The following is a 20527-nucleotide window of genomic DNA, read 5'->3' on the forward strand; positions in this document are numbered from 1 at the left end:
TAGCCAGTCAGAGCTGAGCGAGCCGTCTCCACTTTAAATTATATCCAGCTCCGGCGGCTAGAATCTCCGGCCATTTCACTCTCTCACTCGAAGCAAAAAGCGCTTCAAGGTCGAGAGTTCCAATGTCCTGCGATTCTAAACGAGCCGCTTTTGCTTTTAAATTCAAAAAGACAAAAACAGGTAGTTGCAAAATGGAGTTAGCCTTGTTATAATTTCATCATATGTGTTTCATCAATATAGTTGTGTAAGCAGCTGAAGATGAAAAACTCTGTTTCGAAAATGATTCAGGGCGGAAGGAGATGAAAAGAATGAAAGCAGGAATCCATCCAAATTACAATAAAGTTGTATTTATGGACACGAACACAGGCTTCAAATTCTTAAGCGGGTCTACTAAAGGCTCTAGCGAAACTGTTGAGTGGGAAGATGGTAACACTTATCCATTACTAAAAATTGAGATCAGTTCTGATTCTCACCCATTCTACACTGGACGTCAGAAGTTTGCTACTGCAGACGGACGTGTTGACCGCTTCAATAAGAAGTACGGTATCAAGTAATAAAGAACATAAAACAGGCAAGTGTATGTATTCGCTTGTCTGTTTTTTTTGCAAAAATATTAAACCTTTACCCTACTTTGGATTAGGAAAGTAGATGAAAGGAGAGCTCAATGTACTTAATGAATCAAAATGGTTGGATTGAAGTGATTTGCGGGAGTATGTTTTCTGGAAAGTCAGAAGAGCTCATCCGCCGTATACGCCGTACGCAATTTGCGAAACAACATGCGATTGTATTTAAACCATGTATTGATAATCGTTATAGTGAAGAAGATGTTGTATCACATAATGGATTAAAGGTTAAAGCAGTTCCTGTTTCAGCGTCAAAAGATATATTTAACCATGTAACAGAAGAAATGGATGTTATTGCAATCGATGAGGTACAATTTTTTGATGGGGACATTGTGGAAGTGGTGCAAGTATTGGCAAATCGTGGCTATCGTGTCATTGTAGCTGGATTAGACCAAGATTTCCGTGGTCTACCATTTGGACAAGTTCCTCAGCTAATGGCGATTGCTGAACATGTAACTAAATTGCAGGCAGTTTGTTCTGCATGTGGATCTCCTGCAAGTCGTACGCAACGTTTAATCGATGGAGAACCAGCGGCATTTGATGATCCGATTATTTTAGTTGGGGCTTCAGAATCGTATGAACCACGTTGTCGTCATTGCCATGCAGTACCTACAAAACAAAGATAAATGAAACTCGCTATGTAGAGCGGGTTTTTTTCAAAATAGATGAAGATTGGTGGTCGGCTCTTCGTACAGCTAAGAACGTTAGGCAGTCAGAGGTGAGTGAGCCACCTCCACTTTTAAATATAATTTGCGTTTTTTTTATTAAGTACCATATACTAATTGTATTAGATACTAGGATGTAGAGGTGAATGGTGTGTTAGATCGTTTGCAAGCTGTAGAAGATCGTTATGAGAAGTTAAATGAATTGTTAAGTGACCCAGAGGTTATTAGTGATACGAATAAGCTTCGTGAGTATTCAAAGGAACAATCTGATATGCAGGAAACGGTAGAGGTGTACCGTGAGTATAAAGATGTTCGTGAGCAATTAAGAGATGCAAAAGCAATGTTAGAAGATAAGTTAGACGCTGATATGCGTGAAATGGTAAAAGAAGAGGTTTCTGAATTAGAAGGACAAGATAAAGAATTGTCAGAGCGTCTGAAAATTTTACTTGTTCCAAAAGACCCTAATGATGATAAAAACGTTATCGTTGAGGTTCGTGGTGCTGCTGGTGGTGATGAGGCAGCTTTATTTGCTGGTGATTTATATCGTATGTATAGCCGTTATGCTGAGGTACAAGGTTGGAAAACTGAAATTATCGAAGCGAGCTATACAGAGTTAGGTGGATATAAAGAGATTATCTTTATGATTAACGGTAAAGGTGCGTTCGCGAAGCTAAAATTCGAGAATGGTGCTCACCGTGTACAACGTGTTCCTGAAACGGAATCTGGTGGACGTATTCATACATCTACAGCAACTGTAGCTGTATTACCAGAGGCAGAAGAAGTAGAAATTAGTATTCATGAAAAAGATGTTCGTGTTGATACGTTTGCTTCTAGTGGTCCTGGTGGACAAAGTGTTAATACAACGATGTCAGCGGTACGTTTAACGCATTTACCGACTGGTGTAGTTGTATCGTGTCAGGATGAAAAATCACAAATTAAGAATAAAGAAAAAGCGATGAAAGTATTACGCGCACGTGTTTATGATAAGTTTAGACAAGAAGCGCAAGCTGAGTATGATCAAAACCGTAAACAAGCTGTTGGTACTGGTGATCGTTCAGAGCGTATTCGTACGTATAATTTCCCGCAAAACCGTGTTACAGACCATCGAATCGGTTTAACGATTCAAAAGCTAGATCAAATCTTACAAGGTAAGTTAGATGATTTCATCAATGCCTTAGTGATGGAAGATCAGGCTCAAAAGATGGAGGCAGCTGAGTAATGCGTGTCTATGAAGCCCTGAAATGGGCTTCTTCTTTTTTACAGGAAAATGGACGAGATGAAAATGCGGGAGAAATTGTCCTTTGCCATGTATTAAAGACGAACAGAACCGGAATGCTCATGAATATGCGTGAAGAAATAACTGTGGAACAAGAAACAAGTTTTACGGAGTTTATTCATAAGCATGTAGAAGGTATTCCTATTCAATATATGATTGGTTATGAAATGTTTTATGGACGGTCGTTCTTTGTGAATGAAGAAGTATTAATACCAAGACCGGAAACAGAAGAGCTTATAGTGGGAGTGTTAGAAAGAATCGAGCGTCATTTTGGTGATGAGAAACTGCATGTGTCAGATATCGGTACAGGTAGTGGAGCGATTTCTATTACGCTTGCTTTAGAAAATAAAAATCTTCATGTGTATACGGTAGATATTGCACAAGAGTCGATTGAAGTTGCGAAAGAAAATGCAAAAACTTTGGGCGCAGAAGTAACGTTCTATCACGGTGATTTATTATCGCCATTTCATAAAACAGGTCAAAAGTTAGATGTTGTTGTTTCAAACCCCCCATATATACCGGAAGAGGATTGGTGTGGCCTTTCTCCTGTGGTGAAAGAGCATGAGCCAAAGAGAGCGCTTGTTGGCGGTGAAGACGGATTAGATTTCTATCGCCGTTTTATGGAAGAGTTGCCGAATGTGTTACAGAAGAAAGCAATTGTGGCATTTGAAATTGGAGTAGGGCAAGGTGAGGACGTGAAAGGGTTGTTACAACAAACTTTTCCACATGCTCATGTTGAGGTTGTTTTTGATATTAACGGAAAAGATCGTATGGTATTTGCAGAGATGGAGTAAGGTTCAGACCTTACTCTATTTTTTGTGGGAAAATTTATATAGATTTTGAATTTAATAGTTTAGAAAGATGAAAGTCTGTCCACACTGTTTGTAGAAGGGACGGTGGAGGAAATGAAAAAACAAGTTATTGCTTATCTTCTTCTATTATTAATTGGTGCACAGTTGCTTGTGCAGTTTGGATATATGAAAGCTGATGCGAAAGGGCCTTCAGTTATTCCGAAAGAGGCCGTTCGATTACGAATTTTAGCAAATAGTGATTCAGATAAAGATCAGGCGTTAAAGCGCAAAGTGCGTGATGAAGTAAAAGCACAAATTGATGGATGGGTAGCGGATTTAACTTCATTTGAAGAGGCGCGCAAAGTCATTCAAAGTCATATTCCAGAAATCGAAAAAACAGTGGCAAATACGTTGAAAAAAGAAGGAAGTAAAGATTCATTTCAAGTGAAATTCAGTAAGAATGTAAAGTTTCCTACAAAGGTATATGGGAATTTTATTTACCCAGCAGGGGAATATGAGGCGGTATTGATTACAATTGGGGAAGGTGAAGGGGCAAACTGGTGGTGTGTATTATTTCCGCCGATGTGTTTCTTAGATTTTTCAAGTGGTACAGCTGTAAGGAAAGAAGAACATGTTGTGAAGGCTGAATCTCCTGAAGAAGGAGAAGTTAAGAAACAAGATGAGGAAGTAGTGGATGTAAGAGAGAAGAAAGAGGATAAAGTGAAAGAAACGAAAGTTGTAAAGCAGGAAGTTGCAAAAAAAGTAACAGCTTCTGAAAAGAAGTTAGTAAAAAATGAAACGAAAGTAGAAGAACAACCTGTAAGTAAAGAAGAAACAAAAACTGTGGAAAAAGTGGAGAAACCTGTGGAACAAAAGCAAGAAAAACAAAATGAGTATGTAAAAGTAGAGGAGGAAGAAGAAAAGCCAGAAGTGAAGTTATTTATTGTAGAAGCTTTTACATCTTTATTCTCTAAATAGTACTATTAGTAAATCCCTTCTCATATATAAAAAAGAGGAGGGATTTACTATGAAGAAAGTATATTTTGCAACGAAAGCAGATGTGGAAAGATTGCATTCTTTTTTCGGACAAGCTAATAAAAAAGATGATAAAATAAATGAGTTGTACGCGCAATTTATGATTTTGGAAGAGGCGGAAGAAATACGGGCTGTTATCGGATATGAACAAAGTGAAGAACACGCACTGATTCGTTCTTGTTTATTCACACCTAATGTGGATAAACAGACTTTCTTATATTTTTTTGAAATGTTTTTGCAGTATATGAAAGAAAAAAATATTCGACAATTGTACTTACTAACAAATCATCCACAATCTATAACAATCTTTCAGTTTTTTGACTTTGTTACTATAGAGAAAGAAAACGTACCAGAGAGAATTCGACAGTTAGAACACTTTTGTAAAAATATAAAAGAGCCAAATGCAATAATACTAAATTGTCAGCTATTCACAAAGTTATCCACGGATTAATTAGGTTTATCCACATTTTGTGGATAAACCTTGTTTGTCTTTTGGATAAATCTCATAGTAAACTAAAAATAGACAAGTATTTCAGGGTAGAAAAGGACGTGTGAAAAAATGCATACAAATATGTGGGTTGTGGATAATGTTGTGGAAAGAAATAAATATTATCCACAGTTACAAGAAGCAGCAAAATTATTAAGGGAAAACGAGGCGATTGCCTTTCCTACAGAAACGGTATATGGTCTAGGCGCCAACGCGATGAATGATGAAGCAATCGCGAAAATTTTTGAAGCGAAAGGAAGACCGAGTGATAATCCACTGATTGTCCACATCGGTACAAAGTCACAGTTGGACGGGATTGTGAAAGAAATTCCGCCAGTTGCAGAGAAGTTAATGGAACATTTTTGGCCAGGTCCGTTAACAATTATTTTACCTAGAAAAGAAGGAATTTCAGAGAAGGTGACGGCAGGACTTAATACGGTTGGAGTAAGAATGCCTGATCATCCAGTAGCGCTTGCTCTTATTGAAGAGGCAAATGTACCTGTTGCAGCACCGAGTGCGAATCGTTCTGGTCGTCCAAGTCCGACATTAGCGTCTCACGTATATGAAGATTTAAATGAGAAAATCGCAGGTATTGTAGATGGTGGTGCGACTGGAGTAGGTGTTGAATCGACTGTAATTGATTGTACGAGCGATGTTCCAACGATATTACGCCCAGGTGGGATTACGAAAGAACAATTGGAAGCGGTGATTGGTACTGTTTCTTTAGATCCGGCTTTAAAGGATGAGAAGGAAAAACCGAAATCACCTGGAATGAAATATACACATTATGCACCGAAAGCGCCACTGAGTATTGTGGAAGGTTCACGTGAATTTATTCAACGCCTTGTGGATGAGAAGAAAGAAGAAGGGTTCAAAGTAGGTGTATTAACGACAGAAGAGTATCAGCATGTATACAACGCAGATGTTGTATTGTCTTGTGGTGTTCGAAGCGATTTAGCAAGCGTTGCGACTAAATTATATGATGTACTTAGAACGTTTGATGCAAGTGAAGTGGATGTTATTTTTAGTGAATCATTCCCGGATGAAGGAATAGGGAATGCCATTATGAATCGTTTAACGAAAGCGGCAGGGCATCAAATTATTACTGAATGATAAGGTACGATTAGCAAACAGAATATTTCTCCTCGGATAAGCATATTTTGAAGTAGCACGTCCGAGGAGGGACATGAATGACGTTTGAACAGCTACTACCTTTAACAATTATGGCATTCGCCTTAGGGATGGATGCGTTCTCGGTGAGTCTTGGTATGGGAATGATGACCTTAAAGGGAAGACAAATCCTGTATATCGGTATGACGATAGGGATATTTCATATTATCATGCCATTTATAGGGATGGTATTAGGTCGTTTTTTATCAGAGCAGTATGGAGATGTTGCACATTTTGCAGGTGCTATTTTATTAATTGGACTAGGATTTTATATTGTATATTCATCTGTTTTGGAGAATGAAGAGACTAGAACGGCCCCTATTGGAATTAGCTTATTCGTATTTGCATTTGGTGTTAGTATAGATAGTTTTTCAGTAGGCCTTAGTCTTGGTATTTACGGGGCGCAGACACTTATTACGATATTACTTTTTGGATTTGTTAGTATGTTATTAGCGTGGCTTGGTTTATTAATTGGTAGGCATGCGAAAGATATGCTCGGCACATATGGTGAGATAGTAGGCGGTATCATTTTGGTTGGATTTGGATTATATCTCCTTTTTCCTATATAATTTTAAGGAGGAGGGCGTTATGAACAAGCTATTGGAATGGTATATTCGATTTGTAACTTTCTTTCCTAGATGGTTGCGACTGCTTGTTATTTGGGGTATTATTTTGCAAATTTCAATTTTAGGTTGGATGAAGTTAATTCGCGAATGGTAAGATAGCTCCTTTCTGTGCATAGTTGTATTTATACTATATTGATTGCGCTAAAAAATTACACAAATAGAAAGGATGAGATGAATGACGAGATTGAAGCAAGTTTTTGGTATTATTATTAGTTTTTTTGTTTTTTGGTTTAGTATGCTCGGTGTACAAATGTTTGCTGAGTTTTTAGATATTGAGTCATTGAAGTTTGTTGCGGGAAAAACGGAGGCGGCGCGTGCCTTTTATTCTCCGTATCCGTTTATAATCGTTTTTCTTATTACATTGCTTTCCCTATATTTCTTAGTAATTAAGCTTGGGAAACCGAAAAAAGAGAAAGTACCTACTTTAGAGGAGCAGAAGGAAGAGATATAAGGGGGAGACTATGTCTAACATTTCTTTAGCAGAAGCTGTAAAATTAAAAAGCGTATTATCGAAAAGAATACATGAATTAGAAGAAGAGATGAACCAAATTGGATTTGTTGAAATTGAAAAAGGTGATACACTTCCAAAACAGACGCGTACATTGGTACAGGTGGAACAGGAATTAGATGAAGTTCGCGCTGATTTTCGTCTTTTAGATAAATTGATGTATGAAGCAAATATTCAAAACGAAGTTAATTTCAACGGAGAAAACGTAACGATTGTTGAAGCGATAGAGCTCGCAACACAGTTACGTGCGAAAGCTCGAAAGTGTAAAGAGTTTGGCGTGAGTAAGAAAGAAGAGCATGTATATTCTTACGGTGAAACATCGTCTCTTTTAAAAGTAGCGATGTTCGATCCTGAAGTATATCGTGTAAAAGGTTTAGAGTTAGAGAGACAAGCTAATAGATTGTCCAATTTAATTAATGCGAAAAACTACGCGGTTGAACTAGACTTCGATGGTGAAAAATACTTTTAAACCTTGAAGTGGTGAGACTCCGCTTCAAGGCATAGAAGAAGACCACTTTTGTAAAATGAGATTTTGTGATGGCAAAGGGACAACCAATCATCCAATAACCAATCACACTGTTACTTTTTACCGATGACCAATGATGGTAAAAGAGGTCGATGACCAAAATTGAAAAATTATTTTTCTTCTTCTATGAAAAGGCTGTACCAAATTAATTTGGTACAGCCTTTTATATTTTATAGGTATTCTATTTTGAGCGAATTGCTTCCGCTTTTAGATATATCCAGCTCCAGCGGCTAGAATCTCCGTTCATTTCGCTCTCTCGCATGAAGCAAAAAGCGCTTCAAGGTCGAGAGCTTGAAGTGTCCTGCGATTCTGAAAGAGCCGCATCTGCTTTTAGATATATCCAGTTCCAGCGGCTAGAATGGTCGGTGGCTTCGCGTCTTCCTACGAGGCAAAAAGCGCCTCTTTGTCAGAAGCTCCATCCCCCTCCCATTCTGAAAGAGCCGCTTCCACTTTTAGATAGGCCTTACCAATTCAAATTGTTCTCCTAGTTTTGCGTAGTTGTGTCCTGCTAGGCGGCTTACTGGTTTTAGTCCTTCTGCGTGAATGCGACCTTTTTCGTATAGGTGCTCTGCGACGTGGAAACGAACGACGCGTCCGATTAGTAAATCGCAAGCTGGTGAGTCTTCTGTTCCGCCAAGAGGGATTGCGCGTTCTAGTACGCATTCCATTCGAATATTTGCTTCTTTTACACCTGGGACGGAGATGACGTCACTTTCAATTGGTGTTAGTTTTGCTAGTTCAATTTCACTCTCATTTGGCGGGAGGTTAGCTGCTGTTTCGTTAATTGCTTCTACGTAAGATTCATCAGAAATATGTACGACAAACTCACCTTTTTCAATTGCGTTTCGAGAAGTATCTTTCGGTGTTCCTGCTTTTCGTTGTACAGAAACTGAGATAAGTGGTGGATTAGCAGCGACAATATTGAAATAACTATACGGTGCTCCGTTTAATACGCCGTCTTTTGTTACGGAAGTAACGAATGCGACAGGGCGTGGAATGATACTTCCTGTTAATAATTTGTAATTCTCTTTTTCTGTTTGTTTATTTGGATTAATGGATAACATGTGTAAAATCCCCTTTCTGAATGTAACGACTTATTGTTTGTTTACAAGATGTTAGTGGAAAACTCCTGCTGGAAAAATATTTTTATTACATAAAAAGAACTTACTTCAATTGTAATGAAGTAAGTTCTTTTTAAATAGTCTCGAAACTGAGATAAATATTACAGTAAAACGTATGCGCCAGGTCCGATTAAAGCTACACCAATCGCAACAGCGATTAACATTAAATTGTATTCATATCCGTTTTGTGTCACCCAGTAACCATTTTTTCCGTGAACAGTGAAGATTGCCATTAACATTGTTCCAACGATAAATAATGAACCAACTGCAGTGAAAATACCTGATGCGAATAAGAAACCACCTAATAATTCAGTTGCGCCAGCCATAAATGCCATGAATACACCAGGGCGTAAACCGATTGATTCCATCCAGCCGCCTGTTCCTTTTAAACCGTAACCGCCGAACCAACCAAATAATTTTTGAGCACCATGACCCATGAATGTAATACCTATAATAAGACGAATAATAAGAAGACCGAAATCCATCATTTTTAAAAACCTCCCAAAAGTTATTAACTTATCTTATGTAAGCAATAATAAAATAGTTACTTACTTTAGTCAAGTGGGTTTCGAAAAAAGTTTGAATTAAATTTTACAAATTAACAACAAAAAATAAAATGTAGTAAAGACCTCTAGACAAGTTGGGTAAAAAAAGAGAAAATATAAGTAGAAGTTAACTTCTTATTGTTATTCAGACAATCAGAATTGACTGGAATTTTGTGAGGCGCTACAATAAGAGTCTAGTAGTAATGACGTAATTTATTTCGAAAGCGTTTTTACAGTATAATATTCGAAGTATGAGGTCTTACGTTTATTTGGATCTTTAATAGAGATTGCCCTATAAACTTTTAGGTAAATTATAAGGAGGACTATCCTATGTTTAAAAAATTATTCGGTCTTGGTTCAAAAACAAATGAAGAAACAATCGTAGCTCCATTAACTGGAGCAGTGAAAAATATTGAAGAAGTACCAGATCCAGTATTCGCTGGTCGTATGATGGGCGACGGTGTTGCAATCGATCCTACTGAAGGTGTAGTTGTATCTCCAGTTGATGGTGAAATCGTACAATTATTCCACACGAAACATGCGATTGGAATTAAAGCGAAAAACGGTACAGAAATTTTAATTCACGTTGGATTAGAAACTGTAAAAATGGAAGGCGAAGGTTTCGAAGCTCACGTTTCTGAAGGACAAGCTGTAAAAGCTGGAGATAAATTAATCTCATTCGACCTAGAATTAATCCGTGAAAAAGCGAAAAGCACAATTACTCCAATCGTTATCACAAATACAGATGCAGCTGAGTCTATTAAGACAACTGTAGGTGTAACTGCTACAAAAGGTTCAACAGAAGTAATGAAAGTTACAATGAAATAATTATTGCATGAAAGGAATCCGTTTCGTATGAAATGGATTCCTTATTTTGTTTTGTAGTCTGTTCCTTATGTATGTTAAAATACTTTGGGCACTTGGAAATAGGGTTTCACATATATGTGGATAAGGCGCATTTTTCTTAGAAAAAATATAAGAGAAATGCGCCTTTCGTATATTCACATTTCTTTTGTTCTATTCTTATGTACGCTATGATAAAGGAAAGGAAGTAGAGAAAAGGGGTGGGGTTAGATGAAACGAGTATTATTTGTTTGCACTGGAAATACATGCCGTAGCCCGATGGCTGAGGCGTTACTTCGTCATCATGGGGAAGGTAAATTTGAAGTGCAATCTGCTGGTGTTTTCGCCTATCCTGGAAGTGATGCGTCGATATATGCAAAGGAAGCTTTAGCTGAAAAGGGAATTGCAATCGATCATGCTTCGCAGCAGGTAAATGAAGCTTTGATTGATTGGGCAGATATTGTAGTAACAATGACGGAAAACCATAAGCAAATTGTACTTGGGCATTATCCGAGTGTTGAAAAGAAAGTAGATACATTATATGGAGTAACCGAGGGGATAAGTAAGGATATTTCAGATCCATTTGGCGGATCACTTTCTATTTATAAAGAAACGTTAGAAGAGATGGAAAAACTTGTACAAACTTTACTGAAAAAACATTCAGAAGGTTGATGTTTCGTGTATAATACGATATTGGAGATCACTTCGTTCCATTATGGTAGCGAGTGAGAGATGAAGATAATTGATTGAAACTTTGGAGGGGTAAAAATGAAAGTAGTAGTAGCATCTGATCACGGCGGTATGAATATCCGTAAAGAATTTGTAAGTTTATTAGAAGAGTTAAATATTGAATATGTTGATTTAGGTTGTGAATGTGAAGCTGGTTCTGTTGATTACCCTGATTTTGCGTTTCCAGCAGCGGAAATGGTAGCGAATGGCGAAGTAGATCGTGGTATTTTAGTTTGCGGGACAGGCATCGGTATGTCAATTGCAGCGAACAAAGTAAATGGTATTCGTTGTGCATTAGTTCATGATACTTTCAGTGCGAAAGCAACGAGAGAGCATAATGATACGAACATGCTAGCAATGGGCGAGCGTGTAATTGGTGCAGGTCTAGCGCGTGACATCGCAAAAATTTGGTTAACAACTGACTATGAAGGTGGTCGTCACGAAAACCGCGTAGGAAAAATTAAAACATACGAAACAAAGTAATAGATTCTAACTAGAAGCAGTATGAAATATAATTTGGTGAACCAACCTGTGAAAGGAAGAGGCGTAATGACAGAAATCGTAAAGGTAAGAGAACAGTTACAAGTGTCGCTTTCTGATTTCCAAGAACAAGCTTCATTACAAAGTGGTCAAATTTTTGTAATGGGGTGTAGCACGAGCGAAGTGCTAGGAGAAAGAATTGGAACATCAGGAACGATGGAAGTAGCAGAGGCGATTTTTTCTGAGTTAAAACAATTTCAAGAGCAAACAGGTATTGAGTTGGCGTTTCAATGTTGTGAGCATTTAAATCGTGCCTTAGTAGTTGAGAGAGAGTTGGCGATGAAATATCAATTTGAAATTGTAACAGTTACGCCTGTTAGATCAGCAGGTGGTGCATTAGCAACATATGCGTATCACAATTTGAAAGATCCGGTAGTAATTGAGTTTATTAAAGCAGATGCAGGAATGGATATTGGTGATACATTTATCGGTATGCATTTAAAGCATGTAGCTGTTCCGGTTCGTACAGGTGTGAAGGAAATTGGAAGTGCACATGTAACGATGGCAACAACACGTGGGAAACTAATTGGTGGAGCACGTGCTGTTTATGGAGCGCAGGAAGAGACAATCTCTTGCCGCTAAAGTTTCATTGTATCCTACGAATAAGGTATGTTGTCTGACTTTATCATAGAAAAAAGAAAAGACCGATTTTCGGTCTTTTTTTTCTTTTATGATATAGAAAGTCATGTTAGAATGTAGTTGAAAACATGAAGGTTCGAAAGAATTACAACCTGAATTTTCGTTTTTTCTGAATAAATGAGAAAAAACTATTGGGAATCGATGTAATTCGTTCAGAAAAGGGGGATTTTGGTGGATCATTTAAAACGTCAAGATGAAAAGGTATTTGCTGCAATTGAGGCAGAACTAGGAAGACAGCGTTCAAAGATTGAGTTAATTGCTTCGGAAAACTTCGTAAGTGAAGCAGTAATGGAGGCGCAAGGTTCTGTTTTAACGAATAAGTATGCTGAAGGATATCCTGGAAAACGTTACTATGGTGGCTGTGAGCACGTAGACGTAGTAGAAGATATCGCACGTGATCGCGCGAAAGAAATTTTTGGTGCAGAGCATGTAAATGTTCAACCGCATTCTGGTGCACAAGCGAACATGGCAGTATACTTCACGATTTTAGAGCAAGGCGATACAGTACTTGGTATGAATTTATCTCATGGTGGTCACTTAACACACGGAAGCCCTGTTAACTTCAGTGGAGTACAATATAATTTCGTAGAATATGGCGTGGATGCTGAATCTCACCGTATTAATTACGATGATGTATTAGCAAAAGCGAAAGAACATAAACCAAAATTAATCGTTGCAGGTGCAAGTGCATACCCTCGTGTTATCGATTTCAAACGATTCCGTGAGATTGCAGATGAAGTGGGTGCATACTTTATGGTTGATATGGCACATATCGCTGGTTTAGTAGCTGCTGGCTTACATCCAAACCCAGTACCACATGCACATTTCGTTACAACGACAACACATAAAACATTACGTGGTCCACGTGGTGGTATGATTTTATGTGAAGAGCAATTTGCAAAACAAATTGATAAATCAATCTTCCCTGGTATTCAAGGTGGTCCACTTATGCACGTAATCGCTGCAAAAGCTGTTGCATTTGGTGAGACATTACAAGATGAGTTTAAAACATATGCACAAAATATCATTAATAATGCGAACCGCTTAGCTGAGGGTCTTCAAAAAGAAGGACTTACACTTGTTTCTGGCGGAACAGACAATCACTTAATCCTGATTGATGTTCGTAACTTAGAAATCACAGGTAAAGTAGCAGAGCATGTATTAGATGAAGTTGGTATTACAGTGAACAAAAATACAATTCCATTTGAAACAGCAAGCCCATTTGTAACAAGCGGTGTACGTATCGGTACGGCAGCTGTAACATCACGTGGTTTCGGTTTAGAAGACATGGATGAAATTGCGTCACTTATTGCTTATACATTAAAAAATCATGAAAATGAAGCTGCATTAGAAGAAACACGTAAGCGTGTAGAAGCGTTAACGAGCAAATTCCCAATGTACACAGATCTATAATAGATGAAAGAAGACTGCTGAGACGTAATTGTTTTGGCAGTTTTTTTTTGGACATATATTGTTCTTTAAGTATGTATACAAATGATGAATAAATTTTGGCGATATAATGAAGGATACAGCTCCCATAATTGGTAAAGATACTAGATAGATTCATCGTAAAATCATGATTTTGCCAAATTTGCCCTTGAATATTAGTAGCGTTTTCTTTACAATCGTAAATAGTGTAAAAAAGCGTGCAAACGCATGAATATCATCTAAAGGAGAGATTCACATGGGAAAACTGTATGTATTTGATCACCCGTTAATTCAACATAAGATTACATATATTCGCGATAAGAATACAGGTACGAAAGATTTTCGTGAATTAGTGGACGAAGTAGCAAGCTTAATGGCTTTTGAAATTACTCGCGATCTTCCACTTAAAGACATTGAAATTGAAACGCCTGTAAGCAAAGCGACAACAAAAGTGATCGCTGGTAAAAAACTTGGTTTAATTCCGATTTTACGTGCAGGTTTAGGAATGGTTGATGGAATTCTGAAATTAATTCCAGCAGCAAAAGTAGGACACGTTGGTTTATACCGCGACCCTAAAACATTGCAACCGGTAGAATACTATGTGAAACTTCCAACGGATGTAGAAGAGCGTGACTTTATCGTACTAGATCCGATGCTAGCAACAGGTGGTTCTGCAGCTGAAGCAATTAACTCTCTGAAAAAGCGCGGTGCAAAGCAAATTAAATTAATGTGTATCGTTGCAGCTCCAGAAGGAGTAAAAGTAGTACAAGAAGAACATCCTGATGTTGATATTTATGTAGCAGCATTAGATGAGAAATTAAATGACCACGGATATGTAGTACCAGGTCTTGGTGATGCTGGTGACCGTTTATTCGGAACGAAGTAAGACAACTGACGAGAGGGGATTCCCTCTCGTTTTTTTGTACCTTGATTAAGTAGGGGAGGGGGATAAATATACATAGTATATACAACATAAGTTGCATGTGCATCACATATAATATAGAAGTCTTACGTCTAAAGAGCACTATATTATGGAAGGAAAGCGTTATATCGTAAAAATATAATAGTGACAAACTTGTGAACATTTCCTTCTATTATAAAGAGAAAACTGTTAGAAATTGCATATCTCTAACCAGTATTTAGAAGGGGAACGTTTTCATTTTTGGGAGGAAATGACTAATACTCAAATTTTTTGATTTTTTACGATTTCTCGTTGACACTGTTAATACCCTATTGTATGCTAACAACGGGGATAGATGGTAGGGCTTTCAGTGACAAAAATACATCTATTCAGTGACGAAAATGTAAACTTTTTATTTTGTATAGGATTTATGCAAAAAAATGAGTTATTATTAACACATCGTGAATGAGGGTTACATATTGGAGGGATGAATCCTTGCAAAAAAACGATCGCAGCCATATAAAAGCTTATGCTTTAATGTCAGGTATTCTTGCTCAGTTAGTCGGTTCTATTCTTATTGGGATCTTTGGTGGGCAGTGGATTGATAATAAGGTTGGAACGTTTCCATTGTTTCTTATTATAGGGTTATTACTCGGATTAGGAACAGGGATATACGCAATGATTCGACTCATTCGACATTACTATTCGGGAGAGCAATGATGATAGACGTACATGGACTTGTCCAAAGACAAAAGAAATATATGTACTACTTGCTTGCGCTTCTAGTGCTAGGATGGGGATTCACCTCTTACAAGGATGTATTTCTTGGGCTGATTATCGGAACGATTTTCAGTTTTCTTAGTTTGCGCATCATTGCACGTAGAACAGACAAGCTGTTAGATCGCGTAACAAATGGAGAAAACGTGAAGTTTAAGGCGACAGCGGTAAGTACATATTCAAGATTCGCCACGATTGGGTTATTAATTTTATTTGCAGCCAAATATCAAGAGTTAATTGCGATGTGGGGCTTAGGTGTGGGATTGCTGACAGGATACCTTGTCATGATCATAGATTTTCTTTATTTAGAGTATAAGAGCAGGGAAGAGAGGTGAATTACTAGTGGAACACGGTAGATTAGTTGAATTTCTAGGTTTAACGTTCGATTTGTCATCAGTTATGATGGTTACTGTAGCAGCAGTTATTGTTTTCTTAATCGCTGTTATCGGAACTCGCAGCTTAGCTCTTCGCCCAACAGGAATGCAAAATTTCATGGAATGGGTGTTTGACTTCGTGAAAGGGATTATCAATAGTACGATGGACTGGAAAACAGGTGGACGTTTCTTAACGCTTGGCGTTACGCTTATCATGTTTATCATCGTATCGAACTTCCTTGGTTTACCATTCATGTATTCAACAGTTGAGGCTGGCGAACATATTGCATGGTGGAGATCACCAACGTCTGATCCAGCAGTTACATTAACATTAGCCGTGATGGTAGTTACCCTCACCCATTATTATGGAATTAAGATGAAGGGTACGAAAGAATACGTTAAAGGTTATTTCCAACCGATGAAATTCTTATTCCCATTAAAGGTTATTGAGGAGTTTGCTAACACATTAACGTTAGGTCTTCGTTTATTCGGTAACATTTATGCAGGTGAGATCTTATTAGGGTTACTTGCTAAGTTAGGCGGGGCATCATTCCTTGGAGCATTAGGTGCGCTTGTACCAATGTTAGCATGGATGGGATTCAGTGTATTCGTTGGATCAATCCAGTCATTTATTTTCGTTATGTTAACGATGGTTTATATGGCTCATAAAGTAAGCCATGACCATTAATATAATTTAAGTAAGAAAAAATTTATTTTTTTATAATACAAAGGAGGACAAATTAAATGAGTTTAGGTGTAATCGCAGCTGCAATTGCAATTGGTTTATCAGCATTAGGTGCAGGTATTGGTAACGGTCTTATCGTATCACGTACAATCGAAGGTGTTGCTCGTCAACCAGAATTAAAAGGCGCACTTCAAACAATTATGTTCATCGGGGTTGCTTTAGTTGAGGCACTTCCAATCATCGGTGTAGTTATTGCATTCATCGTAATGAACAAATAAGGGAGACTCCCCTTACATAGATGGCGAAGAGTGTTTTCCGAACTTTCTTCGCCATTGCTTTATGGATGAAACGTATGTCTTTTTTTTTCATATGATCAATTTAGATATTTTGAAGGGAGTGAATCCTTGTGCCAACTTTATTATTAGGGGCTGCCATTCCATTTGGAACGATTGCTTATACATTGTTCATTTTCTTACTTCTATTAGTAATGCTACGCAAATTTGCGTGGGGTCCTTTAATGGGAATTATGAAAGAACGTGAAGAGCATGTTACTAATGAAATCGACGCTGCAGAAAGAAGTAACGCTGAAGCGAAGAAATTAGTAGAAGAACAACGTGAAATGTTAAAACAATCGCGTGTTGAAGCACAAGAGTTAATCGAAAGAGCGAAAAAACAAGCTGTAGATCAAAAAGATGTTATTGTTGCTGCTGCGAAAGAAGAAGCAGAATCAATTAAAGCATCTGCTGTACAAGAAATTCAACGCGAAAAAGAGCAAGCGATTGCTGCTTTACAAGAACAAGTGGCTTCTTTATCTGTTCAAATTGCTTCTAAAGTAATTGAAAAAGAGTTAAAAGAAGAAGATCAAGTTAAGTTAATTCGCGATTATATTAAAGAAGTAGGAGAAGCGCGATGAGCAATGGGATTGTAGCAAAACGTTATGCTGTCGCTCTTTTTAAAATTGCAAAAGAAAAACACGTATTAGAAATGTTTGAAGAGGAATTACGCCTTGTACAAAACGTTTATGTAAAGAACGGAGAACTACATAGCTTTTTAACGCAACCGAACATTTCAAAGGAACAAAAGAAAACGTTTCTTGCAAACGTATTCGGGTCTGTTTCTGAATCTATTTTAAATACGTTATATATTTTAATTGATAACAAACGCATTGATATCTTACCTGAAATTGCAGATGAATATGTTGTTCTTGCTAATGAAGAACGTAACGTAGCGGATGCAACTGTATATTCTACTCGTCTTCTATCAGAAGAAGAGAAGCTTAACATTGCAGAAGCATTTGCAAAGAGAACAGGAAAAGATGCAATTCGTGTAAAAAATGTTGTAGATGAAGATTTACTAGGCGGCATTAAAGTACGTATTGGAAATCGCATTTATGATGGAAGTTTACAAGGAAAATTAGCACGTATTCAGCGTGAATTAATGAAGAATAGATAGGGGTGAAGCACATGAGCATCAGAGCTGAAGAAATTAGCGCACTGATAAAGCAACAAATCGAGAACTATCAGTCTGAAATCGAAGTTAGTGATGTTGGTACAGTTATCCAAGTTGGTGACGGTATTGCGCGTGCTCATGGCCTTGATAACGTTATGGCTGGTGAACTTGTAGAGTTCTCTAACGGCGTTATGGGACTAGCACAAAACTTAGAGGAAAATAACGTAGGTATTATCATTTTAGGACCTTACACAGAAATCCGTGAAGGTGACGAAGTTCGCCGTACTGGTCGCATCATGCAAGTACCAGTAGGAAAAGAACTAATCGGTCGTGTTGTAAACCCATTAGGTCAACCAGTTGATGGTTTAGGCCCAATCAATACAACAAACACTCGTCCAATCGAAAGTCCAGCACCAGGTGTAATGGATCGTAAATCTGTTCATGAGCCACTTCAAACAGGTATTAAAGCGATCGATGCTCTTGTACCAATTGGCCGTGGTCAACGTGAGTTAATCATCGGTGACCGTCAAACAGGTAAAACAGCAGTTGCACTTGATACAATCATTAACCAAAAAGATGAAGATATGATTTGTATCTATGTAGCTATCGGACAAAAAGAATCAACTGTACGTAACGTAGTAGAAACACTACGTAAGCACGGTGCATTAGATTACACAATCGTTGTAACTGCATCTGCTTCTCAACCAGCTCCATTATTATACTTAGCTGCTTACGCTGGTGTAACAATGGGTGAAGAGTTCATGTACAATGGTAAACACGTATTAGTAGTATATGATGACTTATCAAAACAAGCAGCGGCTTACCGTGAGCTTTCATTACTATTACGTCGTCCTCCAGGTCGTGAAGCATATCCAGGGGATGTATTCTACTTACATTCTCGCTTATTAGAGCGTGCAGCAAAATTAAGTGATGCAAGAGGCGGCGGTTCTTTAACTGCACTACCTTTCATCGAAACACAAGCAGGGGACGTATCAGCTTACATCCCAACAAACGTAATTTCTATTACGGATGGACAAATCTTCTTACAATCTGACCTATTCTTCTCTGGCGTACGTCCAGCAATCGATGCGGGTACTTCTGTATCTCGTGTAGGTGGATCTGCTCAGATTAAAGCAATGAGTAAAGTATCAGGTACACTTCGTCTTGACCTTGCGTCTTACCGTGAGTTAGAAGCGTTCGCTCAGTTCGGTTCTGACCTTGATAAAGCAACTCAAGCGAAACTAAACCGTGGTGCTCGTACTGTTGAGGTATTAAAACAAGGATTACACAAACCGTTACGTGTAGAGAAACAAGTTATCATTCTTTACGCTTTAACACGTGGATTCCTAGATGATATCCCAGTAGCAGATATCACTCGTTTCGAAGAAGAATTACATGCTTGGTTAGATTCTAATGCGACTGACTTATTAGAAGAAATCCGCACAACTAAGAAACTTGCGGATGACGACAAATTTGCAGCAGCTATTAATGGATTTAAAAAAGTATTCGTAGCTTCTGAATAATAAAAGCGGAAGCGGCTCGTCCTGAATGTGAGGGGGATGGAGCTTCTGACGAAGAGGCGGTCTTTGCCTCGTAGGAAGAAGTGAAGCCACCGAACATTCAAGCCGCTGGAGCTAGATAATAATATATATATAAAGCATCTCAGACTTTGAGATTGCTGACGGTTATGTAAAGGAAAAGAGTAGGTGCACCTATTCTTTTCCTTCAATCATGAGCAAGAATATCTTGCAACGTAGATTAGGAAGAGAATTCTTACTAATCGTGCCAACTTCCGGAAAAAAGGTGGTGAAAACCTGTGGCATCTTTACGCGATATAAAAGCGAAGATTAACTCGACAAAGAAAACGAGTCAAATTACGAAAGCGATGGAGATGGTATCTGCATCTAAGTTAAACCGTGCAGAGCAAAATGCTAAATCTTTCGTTCCGTATATGGAAAAGATTCAAGAAGTAGTAGCGAGCATTGCGCAAGGAAGTAAAGGAATTAATCATCCGATGCTAAATGCGCGTCCTGTAAAGCGTACAGGATACATCGTTATTACATCTGATCGCGGACTAGCAGGTGGTTATAACAGTAACGTATTACGTACAGTGAGTAACGTAATTCGTGAACGTCATAATATGGACTCAAACCAATATTCAATTATTGTGCTTGGCCGACTAGGACGTGATTATTTAAAACGTCGTGGCTTTAACATCATTGATGAAGTAGTTGGACTATCTGACCACCCATCATTTACTGATATTAAAGACCTTGCTTCTCGAGCAATTGCGATGTTCGCAGATGGTGCTTATGATGAGCTGTATATTTACTACAACCATTACGTAAGTAAAATTTCACAAGAAGTAACGGAAAATAAAATTTTACCGCTTACTGATGTGGCGTCTGATAAACCGACGACAGCTTATGAATTCGAACCTTCTGAAGAAGAAATTTTAAAAGTACTATTGCCACAATACGCAGAAAGCTTAGTGTACGGTGCATTACTAGATGGTAAAGCAAGTGAACACGCAGCGCGTATGACAGCAATGAAGAGTGCTACAGACAATGCAATGGAAGTTATCGATTCACTTACACTTTCATTCAACCGTGCGCGTCAGGCAGCGATTACGCAAGAAATTACGGAAATCGTTGGTGGAGCAGCAGCGTTAGAGTAGTATAAAAAGTGGAAGCGGCTCATCCAGAACAGGAGGGCATTGGAGCTCCTGACAAAGAGGCGCTTTTTGCCTCGTAGGAAGGCGCGAAATGACCGACTGTTCTAGCCGCTGG

The 20527-nt window shown here is 38.2% G+C and carries 28 protein-coding genes; 26 read left to right on the forward strand and 2 right to left on the reverse strand.

Annotated elements, in window-relative coordinates; genetic code table 11:
* The first annotated feature begins 308 nt into the window (after positions 1-308).
* From PDL00_RS33025 to PDL00_RS33075, 11 genes are all read left to right on the forward strand, one after another.
* Positions 309-554: a type B 50S ribosomal protein L31 gene (locus tag PDL00_RS33025; protein WP_000643447.1), complete on the forward strand. Its 246-nt coding sequence runs from the start codon at positions 309-311 to the stop codon at positions 552-554.
* A gap of 110 nt (positions 555-664) precedes the next feature.
* On the forward strand, positions 665-1249 hold the full coding sequence (locus PDL00_RS33030; protein WP_000281086.1) for a thymidine kinase: 585 nt from the start codon (positions 665-667) through the stop codon (positions 1247-1249).
* A gap of 190 nt (positions 1250-1439) precedes the next feature.
* On the forward strand, positions 1440-2507 hold the full coding sequence (gene prfA / locus PDL00_RS33035) for a peptide chain release factor 1 (RefSeq protein WP_033656424.1): 1068 nt from the start codon (positions 1440-1442) through the stop codon (positions 2505-2507).
* On the forward strand, positions 2507-3358 hold the full coding sequence (prmC, locus tag PDL00_RS33040) for a peptide chain release factor N(5)-glutamine methyltransferase (RefSeq protein WP_270733696.1): 852 nt from the start codon (positions 2507-2509) through the stop codon (positions 3356-3358). The genes prfA and prmC overlap by 1 nt, the downstream gene beginning before the upstream one ends.
* Positions 3359-3469: 111 nt before the next feature.
* Entirely contained in the window at positions 3470-4333 is an 864-nt protein-coding gene (gene spoIIR / locus PDL00_RS33045; protein WP_262741388.1) for a stage II sporulation protein R, read from the forward strand.
* Positions 4334-4382: 49 nt separating this feature from the next.
* Positions 4383-4841, forward strand: a complete 459-nt coding sequence (locus tag PDL00_RS33050) for a mechanosensitive ion channel protein (RefSeq protein WP_242257362.1) — start codon at positions 4383-4385, stop codon at positions 4839-4841.
* 108 nt (positions 4842-4949) lie between these two features.
* Positions 4950-5990: an L-threonylcarbamoyladenylate synthase gene (locus tag PDL00_RS33055; protein ID WP_270733697.1), complete on the forward strand. Its 1041-nt coding sequence runs from the start codon at positions 4950-4952 to the stop codon at positions 5988-5990.
* 77 nt (positions 5991-6067) lie between these two features.
* Complete coding sequence (locus PDL00_RS33060; protein WP_242257361.1) at positions 6068-6616, forward strand: manganese efflux pump MntP; 549 nt, start codon at positions 6068-6070, stop codon at positions 6614-6616.
* A gap of 19 nt (positions 6617-6635) precedes the next feature.
* Entirely contained in the window at positions 6636-6767 is a 132-nt protein-coding gene (locus PDL00_RS33065; RefSeq protein ID WP_001037631.1) for a hypothetical protein, read from the forward strand.
* 81 nt (positions 6768-6848) lie between these two features.
* On the forward strand, positions 6849-7124 hold the full coding sequence (locus tag PDL00_RS33070) for a DUF3935 domain-containing protein (protein ID WP_000197468.1): 276 nt from the start codon (positions 6849-6851) through the stop codon (positions 7122-7124).
* Positions 7125-7134: 10 nt separating this feature from the next.
* Positions 7135-7650, forward strand: a complete 516-nt coding sequence (locus tag PDL00_RS33075; protein WP_073517196.1) for a hypothetical protein — start codon at positions 7135-7137, stop codon at positions 7648-7650.
* A gap of 509 nt (positions 7651-8159) precedes the next feature.
* On the opposite strand, the gene PDL00_RS33080 is transcribed toward PDL00_RS33075, so the two are convergent.
* Both PDL00_RS33080 and PDL00_RS33085 read right to left on the reverse strand, forming a co-directional pair.
* Entirely contained in the window at positions 8160-8771 is a 612-nt protein-coding gene (locus PDL00_RS33080) for a flavin reductase family protein (RefSeq protein ID WP_270733705.1), read from the reverse strand.
* Between the two features lie 158 nt (positions 8772-8929).
* Positions 8930-9316, reverse strand: coding sequence for a DoxX family protein (locus tag PDL00_RS33085; RefSeq protein ID WP_061680023.1), 387 nt, complete (start codon positions 9314-9316; stop codon positions 8930-8932).
* Between the two features lie 387 nt (positions 9317-9703).
* Between PDL00_RS33085 and PDL00_RS33090 the strand changes: the two genes are divergently transcribed.
* The 15 genes from PDL00_RS33090 to atpG all read left to right on the forward strand — a co-directional run bounded on the left by PDL00_RS33090 (position 9704) and on the right by atpG (position 20415).
* Positions 9704-10201 (forward strand): PTS sugar transporter subunit IIA, encoded by a 498-nt coding sequence (locus PDL00_RS33090; RefSeq protein WP_000473666.1) that lies wholly within the window; start codon positions 9704-9706, stop codon positions 10199-10201.
* A 246-nt stretch (positions 10202-10447) separates the two neighbouring features.
* Positions 10448-10888, forward strand: coding sequence for a low molecular weight protein arginine phosphatase (locus PDL00_RS33095; protein WP_242257248.1), 441 nt, complete (start codon positions 10448-10450; stop codon positions 10886-10888).
* Between the two features lie 96 nt (positions 10889-10984).
* The gene (rpiB, locus tag PDL00_RS33100) at positions 10985-11428 is read left to right on the forward strand and encodes a ribose 5-phosphate isomerase B (RefSeq protein ID WP_270733706.1); all 444 of its coding nucleotides are present in this window, start codon (positions 10985-10987) and stop codon (positions 11426-11428) included.
* A gap of 21 nt (positions 11429-11449) precedes the next feature.
* Positions 11450-12067 (forward strand): TIGR01440 family protein, encoded by a 618-nt coding sequence (locus PDL00_RS33105; protein ID WP_242257247.1) that lies wholly within the window; start codon positions 11450-11452, stop codon positions 12065-12067.
* Between the two features lie 228 nt (positions 12068-12295).
* Positions 12296-13537: a serine hydroxymethyltransferase gene (glyA, locus tag PDL00_RS33110; RefSeq protein ID WP_242257246.1), complete on the forward strand. Its 1242-nt coding sequence runs from the start codon at positions 12296-12298 to the stop codon at positions 13535-13537.
* Between the two features lie 271 nt (positions 13538-13808).
* The gene (gene upp, locus PDL00_RS33115) at positions 13809-14438 is read left to right on the forward strand and encodes a uracil phosphoribosyltransferase (protein ID WP_000517539.1); all 630 of its coding nucleotides are present in this window, start codon (positions 13809-13811) and stop codon (positions 14436-14438) included.
* Between the two features lie 370 nt (positions 14439-14808).
* A complete protein-coding gene (locus PDL00_RS33120) occupies positions 14809-14922 on the forward strand; it encodes a DUF4024 domain-containing protein (protein WP_071724806.1) in 114 nt (37 codons plus the stop codon).
* A gap of 26 nt (positions 14923-14948) precedes the next feature.
* Positions 14949-15173 carry an AtpZ/AtpI family protein gene (locus PDL00_RS33125; protein WP_001171218.1) on the forward strand — a complete coding sequence of 75 codons (225 nt, stop codon included), beginning with the start codon at positions 14949-14951 and terminating at the stop codon, positions 15171-15173.
* Positions 15173-15565 (forward strand): ATP synthase subunit I, encoded by a 393-nt coding sequence (locus PDL00_RS33130; RefSeq protein ID WP_000567600.1) that lies wholly within the window; start codon positions 15173-15175, stop codon positions 15563-15565. The genes PDL00_RS33125 and PDL00_RS33130 overlap by 1 nt, the downstream gene beginning before the upstream one ends.
* A gap of 7 nt (positions 15566-15572) precedes the next feature.
* On the forward strand, positions 15573-16292 hold the full coding sequence (gene atpB, locus PDL00_RS33135) for a F0F1 ATP synthase subunit A (RefSeq protein ID WP_016085476.1): 720 nt from the start codon (positions 15573-15575) through the stop codon (positions 16290-16292).
* Positions 16293-16348: 56 nt separating this feature from the next.
* Complete coding sequence (gene atpE, locus PDL00_RS33140) at positions 16349-16567, forward strand: F0F1 ATP synthase subunit C (RefSeq protein WP_000052064.1); 219 nt, start codon at positions 16349-16351, stop codon at positions 16565-16567.
* Between the two features lie 128 nt (positions 16568-16695).
* Positions 16696-17202, forward strand: a complete 507-nt coding sequence (atpF, locus tag PDL00_RS33145) for a F0F1 ATP synthase subunit B (protein ID WP_001142618.1) — start codon at positions 16696-16698, stop codon at positions 17200-17202.
* On the forward strand, positions 17199-17741 hold the full coding sequence (gene atpH, locus PDL00_RS33150) for a F0F1 ATP synthase subunit delta (RefSeq protein ID WP_000064683.1): 543 nt from the start codon (positions 17199-17201) through the stop codon (positions 17739-17741). Before atpF ends, atpH begins: the two co-directional genes overlap by 4 nt.
* 11 nt (positions 17742-17752) lie before the next feature.
* On the forward strand, positions 17753-19261 hold the full coding sequence (gene atpA / locus PDL00_RS33155; RefSeq protein ID WP_097817071.1) for a F0F1 ATP synthase subunit alpha: 1509 nt from the start codon (positions 17753-17755) through the stop codon (positions 19259-19261).
* 293 nt (positions 19262-19554) lie between these two features.
* The gene (gene atpG, locus PDL00_RS33160) at positions 19555-20415 is read left to right on the forward strand and encodes a F0F1 ATP synthase subunit gamma (protein ID WP_000157696.1); all 861 of its coding nucleotides are present in this window, start codon (positions 19555-19557) and stop codon (positions 20413-20415) included.
* Positions 20416-20527 lie beyond the last annotated feature (112 nt).

The sequence above is a fragment of the Bacillus cereus group sp. TH152-1LC genome (assembly GCF_027710505.1).
GTDB lineage: Bacteria > Bacillota > Bacilli > Bacillales > Bacillaceae_G > Bacillus_A > Bacillus_A mobilis.